We start from the raw sequence: 17,493 nt of genomic DNA, 5'->3' as shown, positions 1-17,493 counted from the left end.
TTTTTGTTAATGTTATGAAACATTAAGAGCAAAGAATTTAATCTTGCTTTTAATGTTTTTGAAGTTTTTATCATTTTAAAATTTAAAACGACGCTCCGCCCATTAACATAGAAAACATGATAAATGGAAGTATAATTTTTAACGCTTCTGTGGCGTCTTGATTGTTGATGCTTAGTTTTTCGATGCTGTCGATTCCCTGTGCGTTATAGTCACTAACAGGGATGTTTTTAAATTTTAAATCAAGATTGAGTTTATAATCATCGTTTTGAGTGATATTGTTTAAAATAGCTAAAGCTTTATCAAAGATTAATGCTTGTTCTTCATTTTGACTTTGAGCTTTTAAGGTTTGTAAATTTTCCTTAGCAGTTGCTATATAGCTACTAAATACGCCTTCGGTTTTAAGAGTTGAATCAATTTTAAAATTATTTAAGATGATGTATTTTTGGATTGTATTGCTAAAATCTGAAGCTTGTTCGTAGTTTGCTATATTAAGAAGTTCATTGATAGCTTGTTCATCCATAGCTAAAGTTTGAGTGTTAAATTTTATACCCTTAGAATCAAGGTAATTAAGCAAATCTTCTTTTAGATTTATATTTAAATTTGTATTGAAATTTAATTTTGCGTTATAAAATTTTATATCAAGATTATCTAGATAATTGTTTTCTTGTTTGTTTATAGAGTTATCAAATGATAAAGTATAAGAATCCGAGCTTAATTTATTGATAAAAGATCTGATTTTTGGATCTTGTTGAAATAAGCTTGCATTGATGTCACTAACAACTTTTTCTCCAAGTTTAAAATCTTCAAAAACCAAATTTGATTGTATGCTTTTTTGGTTTTTAAAAAGATCGTTGTAATATTCTTTAATGCTAATTGATGTATTTGCTTCGCCTTTGTAAATTTCATTTGAACGAATTTTGATATTTTTTGCTTGAAATAGTTCTTGATACTCATCGTTATTATCTTTTGCAAGAGTTTTGAAATTTGGACTTAAACACGCTATAAAATCACCATCTGCATTGCATTTAAAATCAGAAAATTCAATCTTTATTCCAGAGTCCTGAGAAAGGCTTGCAATTTCTTGTTTAACTGTTTGATTTAGTTGATTTTCATATTTTTTAACTGTTTTTTCATCTATGGAATTTCCGCAAGCTGAAAACAAAACAGCTATTCCAATAGAGAGAAAAATACCTTTTTTCATAGTTTTCTCCTTAAAAATTTAAAAAAAAGATTATATCTTTTTTTACTTAAAATTTAAACAATACTAAAAGAGAGAGTGTGATTAATTACATTTTTACACATAGGAAAATCTTTTTAGTTTGTTTCAAATGCATTATTTATAATTTTAAGTATAATTAACTTTGCAATTATTATATATTTTTGCAACAGCTTTAAGCTTATTTTTAAAGAAAGGAAATGTATGAAAAAAATACTTCTAAGTGTTTTAACGACCTTTGTTGCAGTAGTATTGGCTGCTTGTGGAGGAAATTCTGACTCTAAAACTTTAAATTCTCTTGATAAGATCAAGCAAAATGGAGTTGTTAGGATTGGGGTATTTGGCGATAAACCACCTTTTGGTTATGTAGATGAAAAAGGAAACAATCAAGGCTATGATGTAGCTTTAGCTAAACGCATAGCAAAAGAACTTTTTGGAGATGAAAGCAAGGTACAATTTGTTCTTGTTGAAGCTGCAAATAGGGTTGAGTTTTTAAAATCAAATAAAGTAGATATTATTTTGGCTAATTTTACTCAAACTCCGCAAAGAGCCGAGCAGGTTGATTTTTGCTTGCCTTATATGAAGGTAGCTTTAGGTGTAGCTGTACCAAAGGATAGTAATATAACTAGCGTAGAAGATTTAAAAGATAAAACTTTACTTTTAAACAAAGGCACAACAGCGGATGCTTACTTTACGCAAAATTATCCTAATATTAAAACTTTAAAATACGATCAAAATACTGAAACTTTTGCCGCTTTGATGGATAAAAGAGGTGATGCTTTAAGTCATGATAATACCTTGCTTTTTGCTTGGGTAAAAGATCATCCTGATTTTAAAATGGGTATCAAAGAGTTAGGCAATAAAGATGTTATCGCACCAGCAGTTAAAAAAGGCGATAAAGAACTTAAAGAATTTATCGATAATTTGATCATCAAACTAGGTCAAGAGCAGTTTTTTCACAAGGCTTATGATGAAACTTTAAAAGCTCATTTTGGAGATGATGTTAAGGCTGATGATGTAGTGATTGAAGGTGGAAAAATTTAATAAAGGGCTTTTTGCCCTTTATATTGATTTAGGATAAAATATGCAAAAAAAATACAAAAATATTATTTATGCTTCTTTGGGTGGAATTTTAGAATTTTATGATTTTGTGCTTTTTGCCTTTTTTTTGGATATTTTTGCTAAGGTATTCTTTCCGCAAAATGATGCTTTTTGGATGCAGATAAATGCTTATATAGCCTTTGGTGCTGCTTATTTAGCGCGTCCTTTTGGTTCTATTGTGATGGCACATTTTGCTGATAGATATGGAAGAAAGAATATTTTTTATATTTCTATGCTTTTGATGGTTTTGCCTAGTTTTGCTTTAGCTTTTTTACCAAGTTATGAAAGTATAGGTATATTTGCTACTTTGATTTTATTTACTATTCGTATTTTGCAAGGTTTAGCCGTTGGAACTGAGGTGAGCGGAGCTTGGATTTATGTGAGCGAATTTGTTAAAGGGCGTCAAATTCCTTTGGCTCTTGGTTTTATTTCAGCGACTTTAACCATAGGTTTATTGCTAGGAAATATTGCCACTTTAGGCATAAGATCTTATTTTACCCCAGAAGAAGTTCAAAGCTATGCTTGGAGAATTCCTTTTATCATAGGAGGATTTTTTGGAATTTTAGCTTTGTTTTTAAGAAATAAACTCAGCGAAACTCCAGAATTTATAAAAGTTCAAAATGAAAAGAAAATTTTAAGTTTTCCATTGTTTGAAGCTTTGAAAACTCATAAAATGAGTATGCTTGTTTGTTTTTTAATGACCATGGTTTTAACAAGCGGTGTGGCAACTTTGATGATTTTGCCTAAGTATTTTGAAAGTCTTTTAGCTATGAGTAAAACTTCTGCTTTATGGGTGCAAAATTTTGCTATTTTAGCGGTGATTTTTGGAGCTTTATTTCAAGGTTTTTTAGCAAGCAAATGGGGAAGCTATAAAATTTGCTCTATTTTTAGTATAGCTTTTATTATCTTTGGTATGCTTTTTGGTTTTTATGATGAGAATTTTTTATTTTATTTTTTACTGGCTTGTTTTGCACAAGGTATTATTACTTTCGCGCCTGTTTTTATGACGCAAATTTTTAAAAGCGAACTTAAATTTAGCGGGCTTAGTTTTGCTTATAATATTTCTTATGCGATTTTAGGTTTTTTAACCCCTTTTATAGTTAATGCTTTTTATAAAGAGTATTTAGGTATTTATCTTGCTATAGTGGGATCTTGCTCCTTGCTTTGCGTGTTTTTGTTAAAACGCGTTTTTGCAAGAAGTAAGATTAAAGAATTAAGCATTGTCTTTTAAAACTTCAAAAACAACCTTAGATATTTTTTCAACTGAAGCGATTTCACAATGCTCATCAGTTGAATGAGGATTATGGATATTTGGGCCTATAGAAGCGCATAAAAGCTCTTGTTTTTTCTCTATAATGCCACACTCAAGCCCTGCATGGATAGCTGAAACTTTGGCATTAGGCGATACTTTTTTAAGTGCTTTAAAAACCATGTCGCTAAGTGCGTTTGGTTTACCTTCCCAAGGTGGATAGAAATTAAAACTTCTTATTTTAAAATCAAAAGCTTTGAAAAATTCTAAAGTTTCAAATTCTACTTGCTTAAGTCCATCAAGTATATTAGATCTTGCAAAAAGTGCGAATTTGATTTGGTTATCTTGCATTCTTAAAGTAGCTAGGTTAATGCTTGTTTGAACTATATCTAGATTTTCATCATAAGCTCTAACTCCATGAGTGAAAGAATTTATAAGGCTTAAAAGTTTTTTACTTTGATCGCAAATTTCAAATTCATTTTCTTCTTTAAATTCGCATTTTATCCAGTTATTACTCTTTACTTCATCTTTAAAATGCACTAAAGCTTTGGCGTGTTTAGGTATAGAATTGATTCTTTCTCCGCCTTCAAAAGAAATGATTTCTCCTTCATTTTCTTGTATGAATTTAGCCATTTCTTTGATGGAACTTTTTTCATTGCGTATGATATTTATGCCTGAGTGTCCACCTTTAAAATTTTGCGCACAAAGCTCATAAATTTTACCCTTTTTTCTAAGGGTATTAAAAGATAAACTTGCTTCTATATCTACTCCACCTGCACAGCCTATCATGATCTCATCATCGCTTTCATGATCTAAATTTAAAAGCATTTTAGATTCTAAAGTGTGCTCGAGTGAATTCACTCCCATGAGTCCTACTTCTTCATCGTTTGTAAAAAGACATTCTAAATTTTCAAATTCAGCCATAGCACTCATCATGATGGCTATACCTATGCCATTATCTGCACCAAGACTTGAATTTTTGGCTCTTAAAAAGCCATTTTCTTCATAAACTTCTAAGTTTGGTGCATCGCCCATACAGACCATATCATAATGGCTTTGTAGACAAATTTTTGGTTTGCCTTTTATGGCATGGATATTTCCTGCCTTATCTACACTCACCTTAAAGCCTTTATCTTTGGCGTAAGAGCTTAAAAATTCTTTCATTTGTTCTGTTTCATAACTGCAATGAGGAATTTTGCATAATTGTTTAAAATTTTCTATAACATTTTGCATTTTATCTCCTTTGTTTTGATAAAATTATGGCATATTTTTTAAAATTTAAAGGCAAAATGATTAAAAAATGAGAATAAATTATAAAAAATTATTTAATCTAAGAAAATTATTAAGTGATCCAAAAAAACTTTTTTCTGTATTAATCTTCACTCTTGTAGTTGTTTTTATCCAGAACTATATTGCCCAAAATTCTAGTTTTGAAGGAAAAGTAGTTAGAATTATTGATGGAGATACTATAGAAGTTAATCATGAAAACAAACTCGCTAGAATAAGATTTTTTGGTATAGATGCACCAGAACTTAAACAAAGTTTTGGAAAGCAATCAAAAGAAGCTTTAAGTAGAATTTTAAGCGGCAAACAAGTTGAAATTATTTATAAAAATAAAGATACTTATGGTAGAATTGTTGCTATTGTAAAGCTTAATGATGTTGATATTAATCGATTTTTGGTAAGCAAAGGCTATGCTTGGGCTGATACTTACTATAGTAACGCTTATACCAAAGAACAAGAAAATGCTAAGAAAAATCATTTAGGTCTTTGGAAAGAGAGTAATCCTATAGAGCCTTATAAATGGAGAAAACACAATAAATTCTAAGGAAAAACATGAAAAAATATACTTTAATGGTGCTATTAGCTTTAGGAATTTCTGGATGTTTTGTAAATGAAAGAGGGATTTCAAATCGTTTTTATGATGATTGTAAAGAGTATTATGATGGAAGCGGAACTTATCATAAGGATTGCCCAAAAAATTGGGTAGATATTAAAATGACTCCTTGATTATTTTCCACCCACAGAGGCCATTAATGCAGCTGCTACGGCTTCTGGATTGTTGATTTTGGCACCTTGTTCTTGATTTTCTGTAGGTTTAACAGTGTTAAGTGGCGGACGCTTGAGTTTAAATATATGCTCATCGGTGCTAACAACTTGTATCGTTCCTTCAAACATTTTAACTTCTTTAACATGTCCAACCACTTTTACATCTCTTTTTTTGGAGGTTTCGTCAAAAAGTGCATGAGCTTCAAGTTCTAAAACATCGCCTAATTTAAGCGGAGCATAAAAAAAACATTTTGATCCAATAATCACTGAAAATTCTTTATTGATAGAGGCTTGTGCTACATAGTTTGCTGCAGCGAAAATAAAGGCATCAAAAATCAATCCTTGATCATCTGCTACCATTTCGCTTGTGGTTATTAAAATTGATTTGGCATAGTTTTTATCAATTTCGATAATGGTTCCAGCAAGTGAGGTGTTTAATTCAGGACAAGTGAGTAATTCTGCTCTAACGCGAGATATATCTTCTGCAGATGCGTATTCTTCAAGTTGTGCATATTCTTCAAAATTATCTTTTTTTGCCATATCTAACCTTTAAATTCTACTTATCTACTTCAAAATATCTAAAATTCAATATCGGCAAAAAATAAAAAGAATTTATATTTTAATGCGTATATAAATTCTTTTGGGTGCTTCATAGCCTTCAATGGTAAGATTTTTATCCTTTGGATCTAAGAAATTTTCCAGCGAAAAAGAGTCTATCCATTCTGTTTTTCTTTGTTCGTTTTCATCGGTTTTTTTTGTAGCCAAAACTTCAAATTCTTTAAATCCTGCTCTTTCACACCAGTTTTTTAATGCACTAATGCTTGGTACAAAATAAATATTTGGAATTTTAGAATAAGTTTTATTAGGCACAAGAGCGATTTCTCTCTCATCTTCTATATACATGGTATCTAAAAAAACAACTCCATTTTTATTAAGTCCTGCTTTTAAATCTTTTAGCATTTTTATAGGATCACTTCTATGATAAATCACCCCAAGACAGAAAATCACATCAAATTTCAAGCCATAGCTTGGAAGATCTTCTACGCCTAAAAGTTCGTATTTTATAGGAGTTTTAGCTAAAGCGTTAATGAGTTCAAATTGCAAACGGTATTTGATAGAAGGATCAAAACCTATGAGTTTTGCAGGATTAAATTCAAGCATTTTAAACATATAATAACCATTATTACAGCCTATATCAGCAACGCATTTTTGAGAAATTTCGTTCATGAAAGGCTTTAGAATGTTGAATTTAATAAAACTTTGCCATTCTGTATCGATGAAAAGATCGTCTATTTTAAAAGGACCTTTTCTCCATGGTTTAAGTTCTTTTGCTATAGCTAAGATTTCATCTTTGGCTTGAGAATTTGTAGATAAATTCACGCTATCGCCTAAAGAAAAATTACAAGCAAGATTGAGAGCTTTAAGTTCTTGAATTTTAGCGTATAAAGGGTGATTTAGAAATTGTTTTTCAAGTAAATTTTCTTGCATTTTTATCCTTGACATTTGCTTTTAATGCTAAATTATAACATTAAAAGCTTTTATGGCAATATAAATCTCATATGCATTAAGTATTTGATCAAAAATAAATTTTTAAAAACTCAAAAATACTTCCCAAAGCTTACATAAGCTTTAGAACTATAATCATCATCTAGTTTATATTTCTTTAAAGCTCTAGCTAAATCAAGCTTGACATAAAAATTCCCTGTTTTATTATAAAGCAGTTGTAAACCATAAGCATCCATATAGTTTGTTTCACTTGCTCTATATAGTTTAGAATCATTCTCATACCAAGAATAACCTATATCATAAAAAGGAGTGATATAAAAATCTTTTAAAGGAGTAGCCATTCTAAGTCCAAAGCTAGCCACTACAGCATTATCTCCTTTTCCATCTCCATTATTATAAGCCCTTACTCCATAAGGATCTCCTAAAGATATAGTTTCACTACTATCTAATGTAGCTCCATTGACAACTTGTTGATAATTTAAACTAAAAAGATGAGTAAAAGTATAATTAAAGAAATAAGCATTGTTAAGATTGACATTGAGTTTAGCAAATTTTCCAAAGCCATCTCCATCTGTTTTAGAACTCATTCCTAATATAGTAGTTCCCCTATCTTTAACATTACCATAGCTTACATTAGCACTATAAGAAAAACTATCATTACTAATGCCATTATAAACTCCTTCTATACCAAAGCTTATCGTATCAGAGCTTTTATCTATAGTCATGATATTTAATCTTGAATTACTAAGCTTTTTATGATAATAACTTGAAGTTAAATAAAAAGAATTATAAGTCGTAATCCACAAAGGATATTTTAAATCTATACCTAGATTTTCAGAAGTTCCTATAAAGTTTGCATTTTTATAAGCTCCTCCTAAAGCATAGTTTCTTTTAGAATAACTTGGAGTGATTTTTAAATTCCCTAAGAAAGTAGTATAGCTTATACCATAGTTAGTTTGTGCTTCATCGCTTCTTTGCAAATAAGCATTAAGACTATCTCCTTGATGAGCTATGTTATTAAAACTCATACTGGCACCACCCCTATATCTGCCTGATTCTTTTATACCGTAATTATCCCCATAAAACAATACAGAAACAAAGCTATCACTAGGGGTAGTTTCTATCACTACATCTGTTTCACCTGGATTATCTCCTGCTTTTAAAGAAGCAAGGGTTTGTATGCCATACATTTCATTGACTTTATAAACTGCATCTTCTACTAATTTAGTAGTGATGATTTCACCTTTGTGATTAGGTAATTTACCTTCTATAGCATAATCTCTTACACTAGAATTGTTTTGAACCACATATTTACCTAAAACACCTAAGGTGATATTGATTTGAATTTGATCTTTTAGTTCTTGTTGTGGGATATAAGCTGTAGCAGCAGGATAACCACTAACTTGAACATAATAAGAAATGATATTGGCTATATCTTGTAAGTCTTGAACTGAAATACTTTCTTTTTTGTAATCGTTTAAGGCTTCTTGTAAAACTTGCTCATCTAAACCTAGATCTTTAAAGTTTATGTTTTTATTGGTAATATGAAAGCTAAAGCTAACTTTATGAATTGATTCTTCTTTAGAAGTATTTTTTAAAGAAGGAGTGTTTGAATTTGGGGTTTTAGTTTTTAAAGTATTATCATTAGACAAGTTAGGTTGATTTTTTTGAGTGTTGTTATTATCTTTTTGAGTGTTTTTCTTTGTGTTGATGGTTTTTGAATTATTATCATCACTAGTATTAGAATGATCTATGATAATCACTCCATCTTTTACTTTTAAAGTGTTTGTTGTAGTTTTTTAAGTTAGCATCTTCTTTATAAGGAGATTGTTCTAACATTTGTATGGTTTTTTATTATCTTTAGTATCACTAGCATAAAGGCTTAAGATAGCTAAACTAGATAGTAAGATAATGCGTTTCATTTGTGTTTTTCCTTTTTAATGATTTCATAAGAGCTTGTTTTTAGATTTGGTTTTTAATCTTTTTTATTTTTTGCTTTTTCTGTTTTTATTTTTTCTTTCTTTTTATCTTTTTATTTTTTGTATTTGCTTGATTGATTATCAATCTTTTTTGATTTTTAATCTTTAAATTTTGTTTTATTAATTTTTAACAAGATCCAAAAGGCTTTTAACCTTTTGGATTTTATCATCTTGAGCAAGGATTTCCTGCTTTAAAATTATCTGATACTATACAAGTATTACCACTTAATTGAGTGCTGGCTTCATCTACTGTAGGTTCTTTATCATCTTCATCTTGTTTTAAAACACTTTTATCCATTTGAGTAAGTAAAGCTTCAGAGAAAGGAAGTGGAGCATTTGCTTCAGGATTGCTTGTATCTCCACCTTCACTATTTGGCTTATCTAAAACAGAATCTAAAGAAGCTAGTTTAGTATCAAATTCTCCTTTGATGCTAAAATGATTATTACTTTGAGATAAGGCTTGTGTTTTATAAGATTTTAAAGTATCATCAAATTTATAAGTATCAAGATATCCTTGTGCTTTAGCATAAAGATCATTTACTTTGTTTTTAAGTGAAATAAATTCTGCATCTTTAGAACTTGCTGCACCTTGATTGATTAAAGCTACGTAAGCATTGTAAGCATCAATGGCTTTATCAAGATCTTCTTTGGTGTTTTGAAAGTCATTGTAGTTATTTACAAGATTGTTTACATTTCTTATGAGTGCTTGTATGTTTGTTTTTGCTTGAAGGATATTTTTAATTTCTGTTACACCTTTATTTTGAAGATAAGTATTTGTAAAATCACTTCCTAAAGCTTCCATGAAATCAAAGCTTTGATTTAGGGTATTGATATCATTGCTATCTATATGCACATTCATAGGATTGTCATTGACATTAATCCAAGAATCTACATTAGCATCTGCTAAAATACTATTAATGACATCTTTATCAATATCATCTTGAGAGATTTTATTGTTAGTTTCACTGGTAACCAGTTCTTAGTTAGCATTTGGGTTGATATCAGGAACTTCTACTGTAAAATCTGTAGTAAAGATAAGATTTCCATTTTTATCTTTTTTATATATTTTAATTTGTCTAAAACTACATTTTTAAAGTTTTCATTTGCACTAGCTTGTTCGATATAACTGTGAATATTAATTTTACCATCTTGACCTGCATCATCAAAGCCAGAAACTAGATTCCAAAAACCATTATCAACATATTTATTAGAATCTGTAAAATCAGTATTATATTTGTATATATGGATGTTATCGGGTTTATTTAATTTATTTGCATTAAGAGTAACAAACAATCCAACACTACCATCTGAACCATCTGAAATAATTTCTGTATTTTTATTTAAAAATATATAGATATTGGAGAAAGTTGTATAACCTGAGATATTTCTAAGATATCCTATAAATCCCCCTGCATAGGTTCCCAATTTACTATTACCACTCATATTTCCTATATTATTTAAGCTAATATTTATAAATTTATCATCATCTCCAACTTCTCTAGCAAATCCACCTATATAATCACCACCGTCAATATTACCTATATTATTCAAACTAATATTTGTAAAAGTACCATAGGTATTCCCAGTAAATCCACCTGCATTATAACCATTTGATTTTATACCGCCACCCTTATAATCTACAGTTAAATCTTTTATTGCACTATTATTGCTATTATCGTCACCTATATAACCAAACAACCCTGCATTATTTATATCATTTCTTACTGTCGTATCTATATTAATATTACTTAAAGTATGACCATTGCCATTAAAATTTGCATAAAAAACATGACTATCATCTTTCCCTACTATCATATTCACACCTTGAAGCTCACTATTTCCTGCTACATTGAAATTTGCATAATTTTGTCCTGTGCAAACTCCTTCTGAGTTACAATTTGCCCCAAAGTCAATATCAGAAATCAGATCAAAGGTATCCACAGATTTCATACCTGTTTTACCTTCATTTATCCCCTTTGCGAAATAAGCCCAGTCTTCTACATTGGCTATAGTGGTTTTTTTAGTCATTTGAATTGTTTATAAATAGTTCGTTAAACCATTGTAGTTTTGAGCTTGAACTCTGCTATCAAGATTGTTCGTATTGTTTTTATAAACATCTGTAGTTGATTGTCCTAAAGTAGCTGCAGTTTGAGCTGATACGATAATACTATTTGCATTTTTAATGCTTCCTACATTGACCTTAACCTTATCTCCTACAAATTGGACTTTACCATTATCTTGGAGATTGAAATTTCCCACTCCATCTGCACCTACATTGCCCACCTCATTCCCAATAATTAAAACATCATTAGCCTTGATATTTCCCATATTAATCACATTGCCTTTATTGGCTGTAAATTTAGGAGAGAACACAGGACTTTCAAAGGTACTTCTATCTGCAAATTCTTGCATCGCTTTGCTATCTATACTTGAAGTAGACACTCCAAATTTATTTGCATTGATAGTTCCACTTTTGCCTATAACCACACCATTAGGATTAATAAGATAAACATTATTACCTGTAGCATTAAGTAAACCATCTATTGTAGAACTTTTGGTTCCATAAGCAATGTTTAGGTAGTTTTGGTTAGTTTTTCCTTGTCCAAAATTTACAGTTTCACTCTTAGCTATATTAAAACCACCACCCCATTGGATAACAGAATTTACTTTATTACCTGTAATATTCATGGTATTACCATTTACATTTATAGTTCCACTTGTTCCATGAGTGAACTTACCCCCACTTGGTAAAGCATAGCTTTGGGAGAAAAGTAAAGAACTTACAACAATTGATAAAACGATTTTATTGTTTTTCATGGTTTATCCTTTCTTGGTTTGGTTTAGTTCTAAGAACTTGTCTTTGTTTTTCTTTTTTCTTTTTTCTTTTTTTATCTGTTTGTTTTATTTTTTCTTTTTAAAAACAAAAATAAGTTCTTAATCCTAGATTTCTCTAGGATTATTAATTGTTGATAACTTTGATTTGTTATTGTTTTTATTGTCCATCCTTATTTACTTTATCTTTGCGTAAATGCTTTTGCCATCTTGAGATATTCTTGCTTCATAAGAAAGCTTTTGTAGGTTCATATTTTCTAATCTATACTATAGAACTTAGTTTAAAATCTTCTTTGTTTTTTGCATTTTTTCAATAAAGCTTTGAAGTTCTTCTTGATTTAAAATATTAGAGTTTTCATCTATAAAACCTTGCTCACTTTGTAAGATTAAGATTTCTTTATTTTTAAGGTAGGGGTATTACTCTTTGAGGGTATAAAGAGCCAATACTCCCTAGCTAGAAATATTAATAGGAGCATCGTATGACTTCAAAAGGGGAGTTGTGTTGATTTTATTGGATACAATAAGATAATAATGCTCAAAGTTACTAATAATTCTAGCTTCAACTTTAGTATTTAAAATCAGTCTATTGTTTTTACTTAAACTGATATCTGAAGGAGCTAGAGCATTAGAAGCACTATAATTATCTTCATAATGTACTAAGGCTCCTGCTAATATATCTATGAAAGTGTTTTTAAATATATTTAAATTCCCACCTATATATAAGGTATTATTATAAGATTTAGCTTCACTTAAACCTGTAATGGCTGAAGGAGCTATAAAAATAGAATTGTTATTTTTATACTCATCAAGATTGAGATTGTTTATGATTAAGGTATTATCATGGCCATTGTTTGAAAGTCCAGCTATAATACTTAAAATCCCTTCTCTTTTATCTGAAGCTACACCAAATAAAGTATCATTGATAATGATTTTATTATAAGCAGCTTCATTATAAGCCATAATCAAATAAGCATTATCAGCTGCATTAGAAGAATAGTTTTTTATATCTATGATATTATGATTAGCTTTATCTAAAGCTCTTATGATGATTTTAGAACCTTTATCTGTATTACTTGCATCAGTAATGCTTTGAACATTGTTATAATTTATAGTATTATAAGAAGCTTCTTTGGCTTCTGTTAATACAGTTAGATTTCTAAAAGAAGCAAAATCTTTAATCGATACTTTATTGTTATTAGCACTACTAGGATAAAAGTCTTGATTATTAAGAAGGTTTTTCTTAGCTGTATAAATGTATACAGGTAAGGTTGACATAGAATTATTAATATAAACTTTATTATAATCCGCACTGCCTTCTAAGATTCTAGCAGCTATAATATTTAAAGCATCTTTATAGCTTTGAGAAAGATCGGTTGTGGTAAGATCGTTTTTAATGTTAATGGTATTATGATTAACTCCTTTAGTTGCAAAGTCACCATAAAAAGAATGTTGGTTATAACCTAAGAAGTTATTAGCGATTTCTAAAGGATGTTTTAATTCTATGTTTAAGGTATTATAATTTACTTCTCCATTATTATAAGCTCCTGCGTAGAAGTTAAACAAAGCTTGAGCAAAAATGTTCTCATTGTTTTTATTTTTTTAGGTTTTTAATATCTTTTAATATTGATAGTATTATCTAAGGCTTGTCCTTGTTCGGTTTTTCCACCCAAAAAATCAGCAAATAAAACAGAATTATAAGCTAAGGGTTGTTTATCATGGTTCATATACATATCAAGATTAAAACTATCTATGTCTAAAAGGTTTTTACTGGCTTGAAAGTTTTTATCTGATTCGCTATCTATATAACCTGCGCTAATATGAGCAGCAGCTAAACTAGCATAAGCTTTGCTTGGATCATGGATAATCATATTAGCATCTTTGATAAAGATTTTATTGTTTTTTACATTACCTTGATAAGCTAAACCACCTACAAGGTGAGTGATTCTTTCATCAAAGGTATTATTACCATTTTTATCTTTTTTAGGCAAGGAAGTAAAAAACTCTACACTGCTACCTGCTTTTATATTTAAACTATTATTTGTAGAATCTCTATAAGTGGCTATAGCTCCGATTAAATAAGGAGAACCATTTAAGGCTAAATCATAAGTGTTCTCAACTCCCATACTAATATGGGCATCTTTTTGAAGTATGGTTTGGTTATAGCTTGCATTACTATAATGAGTAAAGGTAGAACTCATTAAGAAATTCATGCGTTGATTGCTTTTGGAATTACTAGGGTTTTTATATGAGTATCTTTAGGTTTAAGATAAAAAACCGAACTAAGTTCTCCTTGTTCTAATATAAGTTTGTTATAACTTGCATCAGCATGATCGGTTTTTGCTGTGATTAAAAAAGGAAGCACTCTAACTGTTTTTTATACTACGATCGGCTGTATTAACACCATGCCTTGCTTTAAAAGAAAGAACTTCATCTTCTCTCATATCAGGAGTAAGTAAATAATGTTTAAAATTTAAATCGTTTATATTTGTAATATTTAGTTTATGATTGTTAAATATTGTTAATATATTGTTTAGAACTCTTAGCATAATAATTTATACCTTGGAATTTTTTATAAGTAGAATTGGTTTTATCATAAAGTTCGTTATCATTAAAATAATGCTTTGGAATATTGAAATTTTATTTGCTTGAGTGGCTGCAAAAGCGTTGATGCTTAAGAAGGTAACAATGGAAAGTTTAAAACAAAATTTCTCTATACCCCCTCCCAGTGAAGTTAAAAAGCTTTATTAAATTAAGATTGGACGGAATTTTTTAATATAAACTAAAAAGCGATATCAAAGAATTTCCGTTGTATAATCTAATGTTTTTTAAATGTGAAATATTTTTTAAGGTAAAGCGATGAAAATGCGTGTGTATTATGAAGATACTGATGCGGGTGGAGTGGTGTATCATAGTAATTATTTAAAATTTTGCGAGAGAGTAAGAAGTGAAATTTTTTTCAATAAAAAAGTAGATATTTTTGATGCGTCTAAGGGACATTTTTTACTTACAAAAGCAAATTGCAATTTCTTAAAACCTGCAAAACTTGGAGATATGATAGAGATTAAAACAAAAATTTTAGAAGTCAAAAATGCTTCTGTGGAAATTTTACAAGAAATTTATAAAGATGAAATTTTGTTTTTTAAAATGGAATTAACTTTAGCTTTTATTAAAAACGAAAAACCAGCTAGAATGGATATGCAGTTAAAAAAGCTCTTTGAAGAATTATTTTAATTCTTCAAAGCTTGCTTGCTTACCTTGCATAAGACGCACTTTGTAATCAACTTGAGAATTTTTGATTTTCTCATCAAATAAACTTTCGCTTTTTTTATTTAGGAATTCGGTATAAAAGTAATCAACTCCTATGCTAGTAGCATAAGCAATCCAGTTATAATCTATACTTTGATTAAAAATTTCATTAAGATAGACTAAGTTATCATCGTGGTTATTGATAGAATTAGCAATGATAAAATTTTCTCTATCTCCTTGTTGTGTTAAGCTTAAAAATGTTGGATTATAGTTGATTTGAGTGGATAAAAGCACATAAGGATGAATGTTATAAATTCTTAGTTGAGAACTTGCTAGAGCTGTTTTGATCAATGGAGTGTTAAAAAATATTGAGGCATTATTAACTCCACCTTGTGATCTTAAAAGCCTGCTGAAATCAAGCTTCTCGCCTTCTATGGTATATATTCTAGCATTATTATTTTGAGCAAGAATTCTTGAATTTAGATTGCTTGATAAGGCAGAGCCATCGCTAAATATTGCGATATTAGCATTTGATTTGCTTAAAAGTGTGGCAATTTGAGCATCATAGTCAATACTTCCAAAAATAATATTTTGATTTGAAATTTGTATGTTGTTTTTATGGATAGTCGGTATGAAAATTTTCATATTTCCTGAGTAATTTTTCAACTCATTAGCACCTTTTAAGGTAAATCCAGCTATGGCATACTGATATCCTTGAGCTTGTGCTGCATCAAGCGCGGCTCGAATTTTATCACTATTTTCTGTGCCGGTTAAAAAAACTTTTACTTTGATTTCAGCTCTTTGTCTTAAAAGATAGGCTATGCTTGAATTTATTATAGTATTTGAGTAGCTTTTTATGGTTTTTTCTGGGATAATTATCGCAAGTTTAACAGAAGTAATTTTTTGAACATTTTTTTCAAAATCAGTAATGGAATTTAATAATTTTGCATAAACATTGGATAAAAATTGATCGTTTTGGTCTGCAAATTCACTTAAAAAACTGAGATACAATCTTGATTCTAAAAGATCAAAAAGACAATTTGTGTTGCATTCTTGAACGCTTAATTTAGGATAAAAATTTTCAACAGGTTTTACATCGACTAATTTTTGCTCTTTTGCATTAAGCAAAAAGCAAGATAAGAAAAATATTAAAAATATTTTTTTCATAAAAATCCTTTAATTTTTTTTAAATCTTGTATGAAATTTTTTTCATAACTTGGATTTTTTTCTATAAAATCTAAATCATAACTTGGCATTATGAAAAAATTTTTATAAGCAAAAACTTCACCTTTTAAAATGTGATAATCTTTAAATCCCAAGTTTTTAAATGTGTATTCTCCTAGACAAAGCAAAAAAGCAGGTTGAATCAGTTTTAGTTCGTTCCAGAAAAATGGTAAGCAAGATTGTAGCGAAAAATCATCAAATTTTCCATTACAAAAACATTTAAATAAATAAGAAAAATAAAAATCTTCATCGCAAAGCCCTAAAATTTGATAAATATAGTGTTTTAATTTTTCACCTTTTTTTGAATTAAGTAAAATTCCGCTTTCATTTTCACTCTTTTGCCCAAAAACATCAAGAATTAGCAATTTGACATTTTTTATCTTAGGTTCCATAAGACTAAATTTTCTTGTTTTGGAAAATTGGCATAAGGTACAAGATGAAACAAGTTGTTTTAATTCTTGAAAATTTTGTACTTGTTCAAAGTGGTTTGTATGTGTATCAACAAAGTTAAATCCCATAGCTTTTAAATAATAAAGACTTCTTATCATAAATCACACAATTTTTCTAAATTTTCTCCACTTAGACGATAATTTCTCCATTGTTTAAGATGTTTAGCGTTTAAACTTTCATAAAAATTAATACCTAAAATATTATCATTTAAGCAAACCCAGTCGAGTCTTTTTAAATTTTCTTTTTTGCAAATTTCTCCTAAAAATTTAAACACAGCTTTTCCATAACCTTTTTTACGAAAATTTTCTCGTATATAAATATCTTCAAGATAAATTCCACCGCTGCCCCAAAAAGACGAAAAAGTATAAAAATAAATCATATAGCCTATAGTTTTTTCATTTTCTTTTAACAAAAAAGCACGAGCAAATTTATTTTTTAGTAAAGAATGTTCCAGTTTTTCTTTCGTGCATTGAAGAAAATCTAACATATCTTCGTATTTTGCAAATTCTATGATCATTTCTTGTAAAATATCTAAATCTTCTTGTCTTAAATCAATAATTTTAAATTCTGACATTTTTAACCTTTTAAAAATAATTTCAAAATTTATCAAAAGAATTTAAAAATTACTCTTAATCAAAAGC

General features: G+C 29.1%; 15 protein-coding genes and 2 pseudogenes. 5 read left to right on the top strand and 12 right to left on the bottom strand.

The annotated features are described in order from the left end of the window. Window positions 1–82 precede the first annotated feature (82 nt). On the bottom strand, window positions 83–1,201 hold the full coding sequence (gene jlpA, locus FBE96_RS04805) for a lipoprotein adhesin JlpA (RefSeq protein WP_002875015.1): 1,119 nt from the start codon (window positions 1,199–1,201) through the stop codon (window positions 83–85). A 219-nt stretch (window positions 1,202–1,420) separates the two neighbouring features. Between jlpA and FBE96_RS04800 the strand changes: the two genes are divergently transcribed. Together FBE96_RS04800 and FBE96_RS04795 are read left to right on the top strand one after the other, a co-directional pair. After that, entirely contained in the window at window positions 1,421–2,260 is an 840-nt protein-coding gene (locus FBE96_RS04800; protein ID WP_002868337.1) for a cysteine ABC transporter substrate-binding protein, read from the top strand. A 40-nt stretch (window positions 2,261–2,300) separates the two neighbouring features. Continuing rightward, complete coding sequence (locus tag FBE96_RS04795; protein ID WP_002853379.1) at window positions 2,301–3,548, top strand: MFS transporter; 1,248 nt, start codon at window positions 2,301–2,303, stop codon at window positions 3,546–3,548. Here the strand turns inward: FBE96_RS04795 and FBE96_RS04790 are convergent. Next, window positions 3,531–4,799, bottom strand: a complete 1,269-nt coding sequence (locus FBE96_RS04790) for a M20/M25/M40 family metallo-hydrolase (RefSeq protein ID WP_002868335.1) — start codon at window positions 4,797–4,799, stop codon at window positions 3,531–3,533. The two genes, FBE96_RS04795 and FBE96_RS04790, sit on opposite strands and share 18 nt — an antisense overlap. 67 nt (window positions 4,800–4,866) lie before the next feature. Between FBE96_RS04790 and FBE96_RS04785 the strand changes: the two genes are divergently transcribed. Both FBE96_RS04785 and FBE96_RS04780 read left to right on the top strand, forming a co-directional pair. Next, entirely contained in the window at window positions 4,867–5,394 is a 528-nt protein-coding gene (locus tag FBE96_RS04785; RefSeq protein WP_002853671.1) for a thermonuclease family protein, read from the top strand. Between the two features lie 8 nt (window positions 5,395–5,402). Continuing rightward, complete coding sequence (locus tag FBE96_RS04780) at window positions 5,403–5,576, top strand: hypothetical protein (RefSeq protein WP_002853638.1); 174 nt, start codon at window positions 5,403–5,405, stop codon at window positions 5,574–5,576. Here the strand turns inward: FBE96_RS04780 and FBE96_RS04775 are convergent, their stop codons facing one another. From FBE96_RS04775 to FBE96_RS04750, 7 genes and pseudogenes are all read right to left on the bottom strand, one after another. After that, the gene (locus FBE96_RS04775) at window positions 5,577–6,155 is read right to left on the bottom strand and encodes a hypothetical protein (RefSeq protein ID WP_002853367.1); all 579 of its coding nucleotides are present in this window, start codon (window positions 6,153–6,155) and stop codon (window positions 5,577–5,579) included. It lies immediately after the preceding gene. Between the two features lie 72 nt (window positions 6,156–6,227). Then, on the bottom strand, window positions 6,228–7,118 hold the full coding sequence (gene cmoB, locus FBE96_RS04770) for a tRNA 5-methoxyuridine(34)/uridine 5-oxyacetic acid(34) synthase CmoB (protein ID WP_072223325.1): 891 nt from the start codon (window positions 7,116–7,118) through the stop codon (window positions 6,228–6,230). A 95-nt stretch (window positions 7,119–7,213) separates the two neighbouring features. Continuing rightward, window positions 7,214–8,960, bottom strand: a pseudogene (locus FBE96_RS04765) (ShlB/FhaC/HecB family hemolysin secretion/activation protein). A gap of 306 nt (window positions 8,961–9,266) precedes the next feature. Next, the gene (locus FBE96_RS08655) at window positions 9,267–9,959 is read right to left on the bottom strand and encodes a hypothetical protein (protein ID WP_002871749.1); all 693 of its coding nucleotides are present in this window, start codon (window positions 9,957–9,959) and stop codon (window positions 9,267–9,269) included. A 152-nt stretch (window positions 9,960–10,111) separates the two neighbouring features. After that, the gene (locus FBE96_RS08650) at window positions 10,112–11,128 is read right to left on the bottom strand and encodes a hypothetical protein (protein ID WP_002871748.1); all 1,017 of its coding nucleotides are present in this window, start codon (window positions 11,126–11,128) and stop codon (window positions 10,112–10,114) included. Window positions 11,129–11,137: 9 nt separating this feature from the next. Further along, complete coding sequence (locus tag FBE96_RS08645; protein WP_002874518.1) at window positions 11,138–11,917, bottom strand: filamentous hemagglutinin N-terminal domain-containing protein; 780 nt, start codon at window positions 11,915–11,917, stop codon at window positions 11,138–11,140. 465 nt (window positions 11,918–12,382) lie between these two features. After that, window positions 12,383–14,646 (bottom strand): annotated as a pseudogene (locus FBE96_RS04750) (hypothetical protein). A 142-nt stretch (window positions 14,647–14,788) separates the two neighbouring features. On the opposite strand from FBE96_RS04750, the gene FBE96_RS04745 reads away from it, so the two are divergent. Further along, window positions 14,789–15,163 (top strand): thioesterase family protein, encoded by a 375-nt coding sequence (locus FBE96_RS04745; protein ID WP_002859213.1) that lies wholly within the window; start codon window positions 14,789–14,791, stop codon window positions 15,161–15,163. Here FBE96_RS04745 and FBE96_RS04740 read toward each other — a convergent pair. The 3 genes from FBE96_RS04740 to FBE96_RS04730 are packed head-to-tail and all read right to left on the bottom strand — an operon-like array spanning window position 15,155 to window position 17,426. Beyond that, a complete protein-coding gene (locus tag FBE96_RS04740; protein WP_002900037.1) occupies window positions 15,155–16,345 on the bottom strand; it encodes a hypothetical protein in 1,191 nt (396 codons plus the stop codon). The genes FBE96_RS04745 and FBE96_RS04740 overlap by 9 nt on opposite strands. Then, the gene (locus FBE96_RS04735; protein WP_002859215.1) at window positions 16,342–16,950 is read right to left on the bottom strand and encodes a uracil-DNA glycosylase family protein; all 609 of its coding nucleotides are present in this window, start codon (window positions 16,948–16,950) and stop codon (window positions 16,342–16,344) included. Before FBE96_RS04735 ends, FBE96_RS04740 begins: the two co-directional genes overlap by 4 nt. Then, complete coding sequence (locus tag FBE96_RS04730) at window positions 16,947–17,426, bottom strand: GNAT family N-acetyltransferase (RefSeq protein WP_002867426.1); 480 nt, start codon at window positions 17,424–17,426, stop codon at window positions 16,947–16,949. The genes FBE96_RS04735 and FBE96_RS04730 overlap by 4 nt, the downstream gene beginning before the upstream one ends. Window positions 17,427–17,493: the final 67 nt, after the last annotated feature.

Source organism: Campylobacter sp. CFSAN093241, from assembly GCF_012889595.1.
GTDB lineage: Bacteria > Campylobacterota > Campylobacteria > Campylobacterales > Campylobacteraceae > Campylobacter_D > Campylobacter_D jejuni.
Note: the sequence above shows the minus strand (reverse complement) of the source record. Positions and strands in the feature narration are given on the sequence as shown.

What these genes read in the sequence shown, in the direction of transcription:
- jlpA (WP_002875015.1), bottom strand. Translation starts at nt 1,201, where the DNA reads ATGAAAAAAGGTATTTTTCTCTCTATTGGAATAGCTGTTTTGTTTTCA.
- FBE96_RS04800 (WP_002868337.1), top strand. Translation starts at nt 1,421, where the DNA reads ATGAAAAAAATACTTCTAAGTGTTTTAACGACCTTTGTTGCAGTAGTA.
- FBE96_RS04795 (WP_002853379.1), top strand. Translation starts at nt 2,301, where the DNA reads ATGCAAAAAAAATACAAAAATATTATTTATGCTTCTTTGGGTGGAATT.
- FBE96_RS04790 (WP_002868335.1), bottom strand. Translation starts at nt 4,799, where the DNA reads ATGCAAAATGTTATAGAAAATTTTAAACAATTATGCAAAATTCCTCAT.
- FBE96_RS04785 (WP_002853671.1), top strand. Translation starts at nt 4,867, where the DNA reads ATGAGAATAAATTATAAAAAATTATTTAATCTAAGAAAATTATTAAGT.
- FBE96_RS04780 (WP_002853638.1), top strand. Translation starts at nt 5,403, where the DNA reads ATGAAAAAATATACTTTAATGGTGCTATTAGCTTTAGGAATTTCTGGA.
- FBE96_RS04775 (WP_002853367.1), bottom strand. Translation starts at nt 6,155, where the DNA reads ATGGCAAAAAAAGATAATTTTGAAGAATATGCACAACTTGAAGAATAC.
- cmoB (WP_072223325.1), bottom strand. Translation starts at nt 7,118, where the DNA reads ATGTCAAGGATAAAAATGCAAGAAAATTTACTTGAAAAACAATTTCTA.
- FBE96_RS08655 (WP_002871749.1), bottom strand. Translation starts at nt 9,959, where the DNA reads ATGAATGTGCATATAGATAGCAATGATATCAATACCCTAAATCAAAGC.
- FBE96_RS08650 (WP_002871748.1), bottom strand. Translation starts at nt 11,128, where the DNA reads ATGACTAAAAAAACCACTATAGCCAATGTAGAAGACTGGGCTTATTTC.
- FBE96_RS08645 (WP_002874518.1), bottom strand. Translation starts at nt 11,917, where the DNA reads ATGAAAAACAATAAAATCGTTTTATCAATTGTTGTAAGTTCTTTACTT.
- FBE96_RS04745 (WP_002859213.1), top strand. Translation starts at nt 14,789, where the DNA reads ATGAAAATGCGTGTGTATTATGAAGATACTGATGCGGGTGGAGTGGTG.
- FBE96_RS04740 (WP_002900037.1), bottom strand. Translation starts at nt 16,345, where the DNA reads ATGAAAAAAATATTTTTAATATTTTTCTTATCTTGCTTTTTGCTTAAT.
- FBE96_RS04735 (WP_002859215.1), bottom strand. Translation starts at nt 16,950, where the DNA reads ATGATAAGAAGTCTTTATTATTTAAAAGCTATGGGATTTAACTTTGTT.
- FBE96_RS04730 (WP_002867426.1), bottom strand. Translation starts at nt 17,426, where the DNA reads ATGTCAGAATTTAAAATTATTGATTTAAGACAAGAAGATTTAGATATT.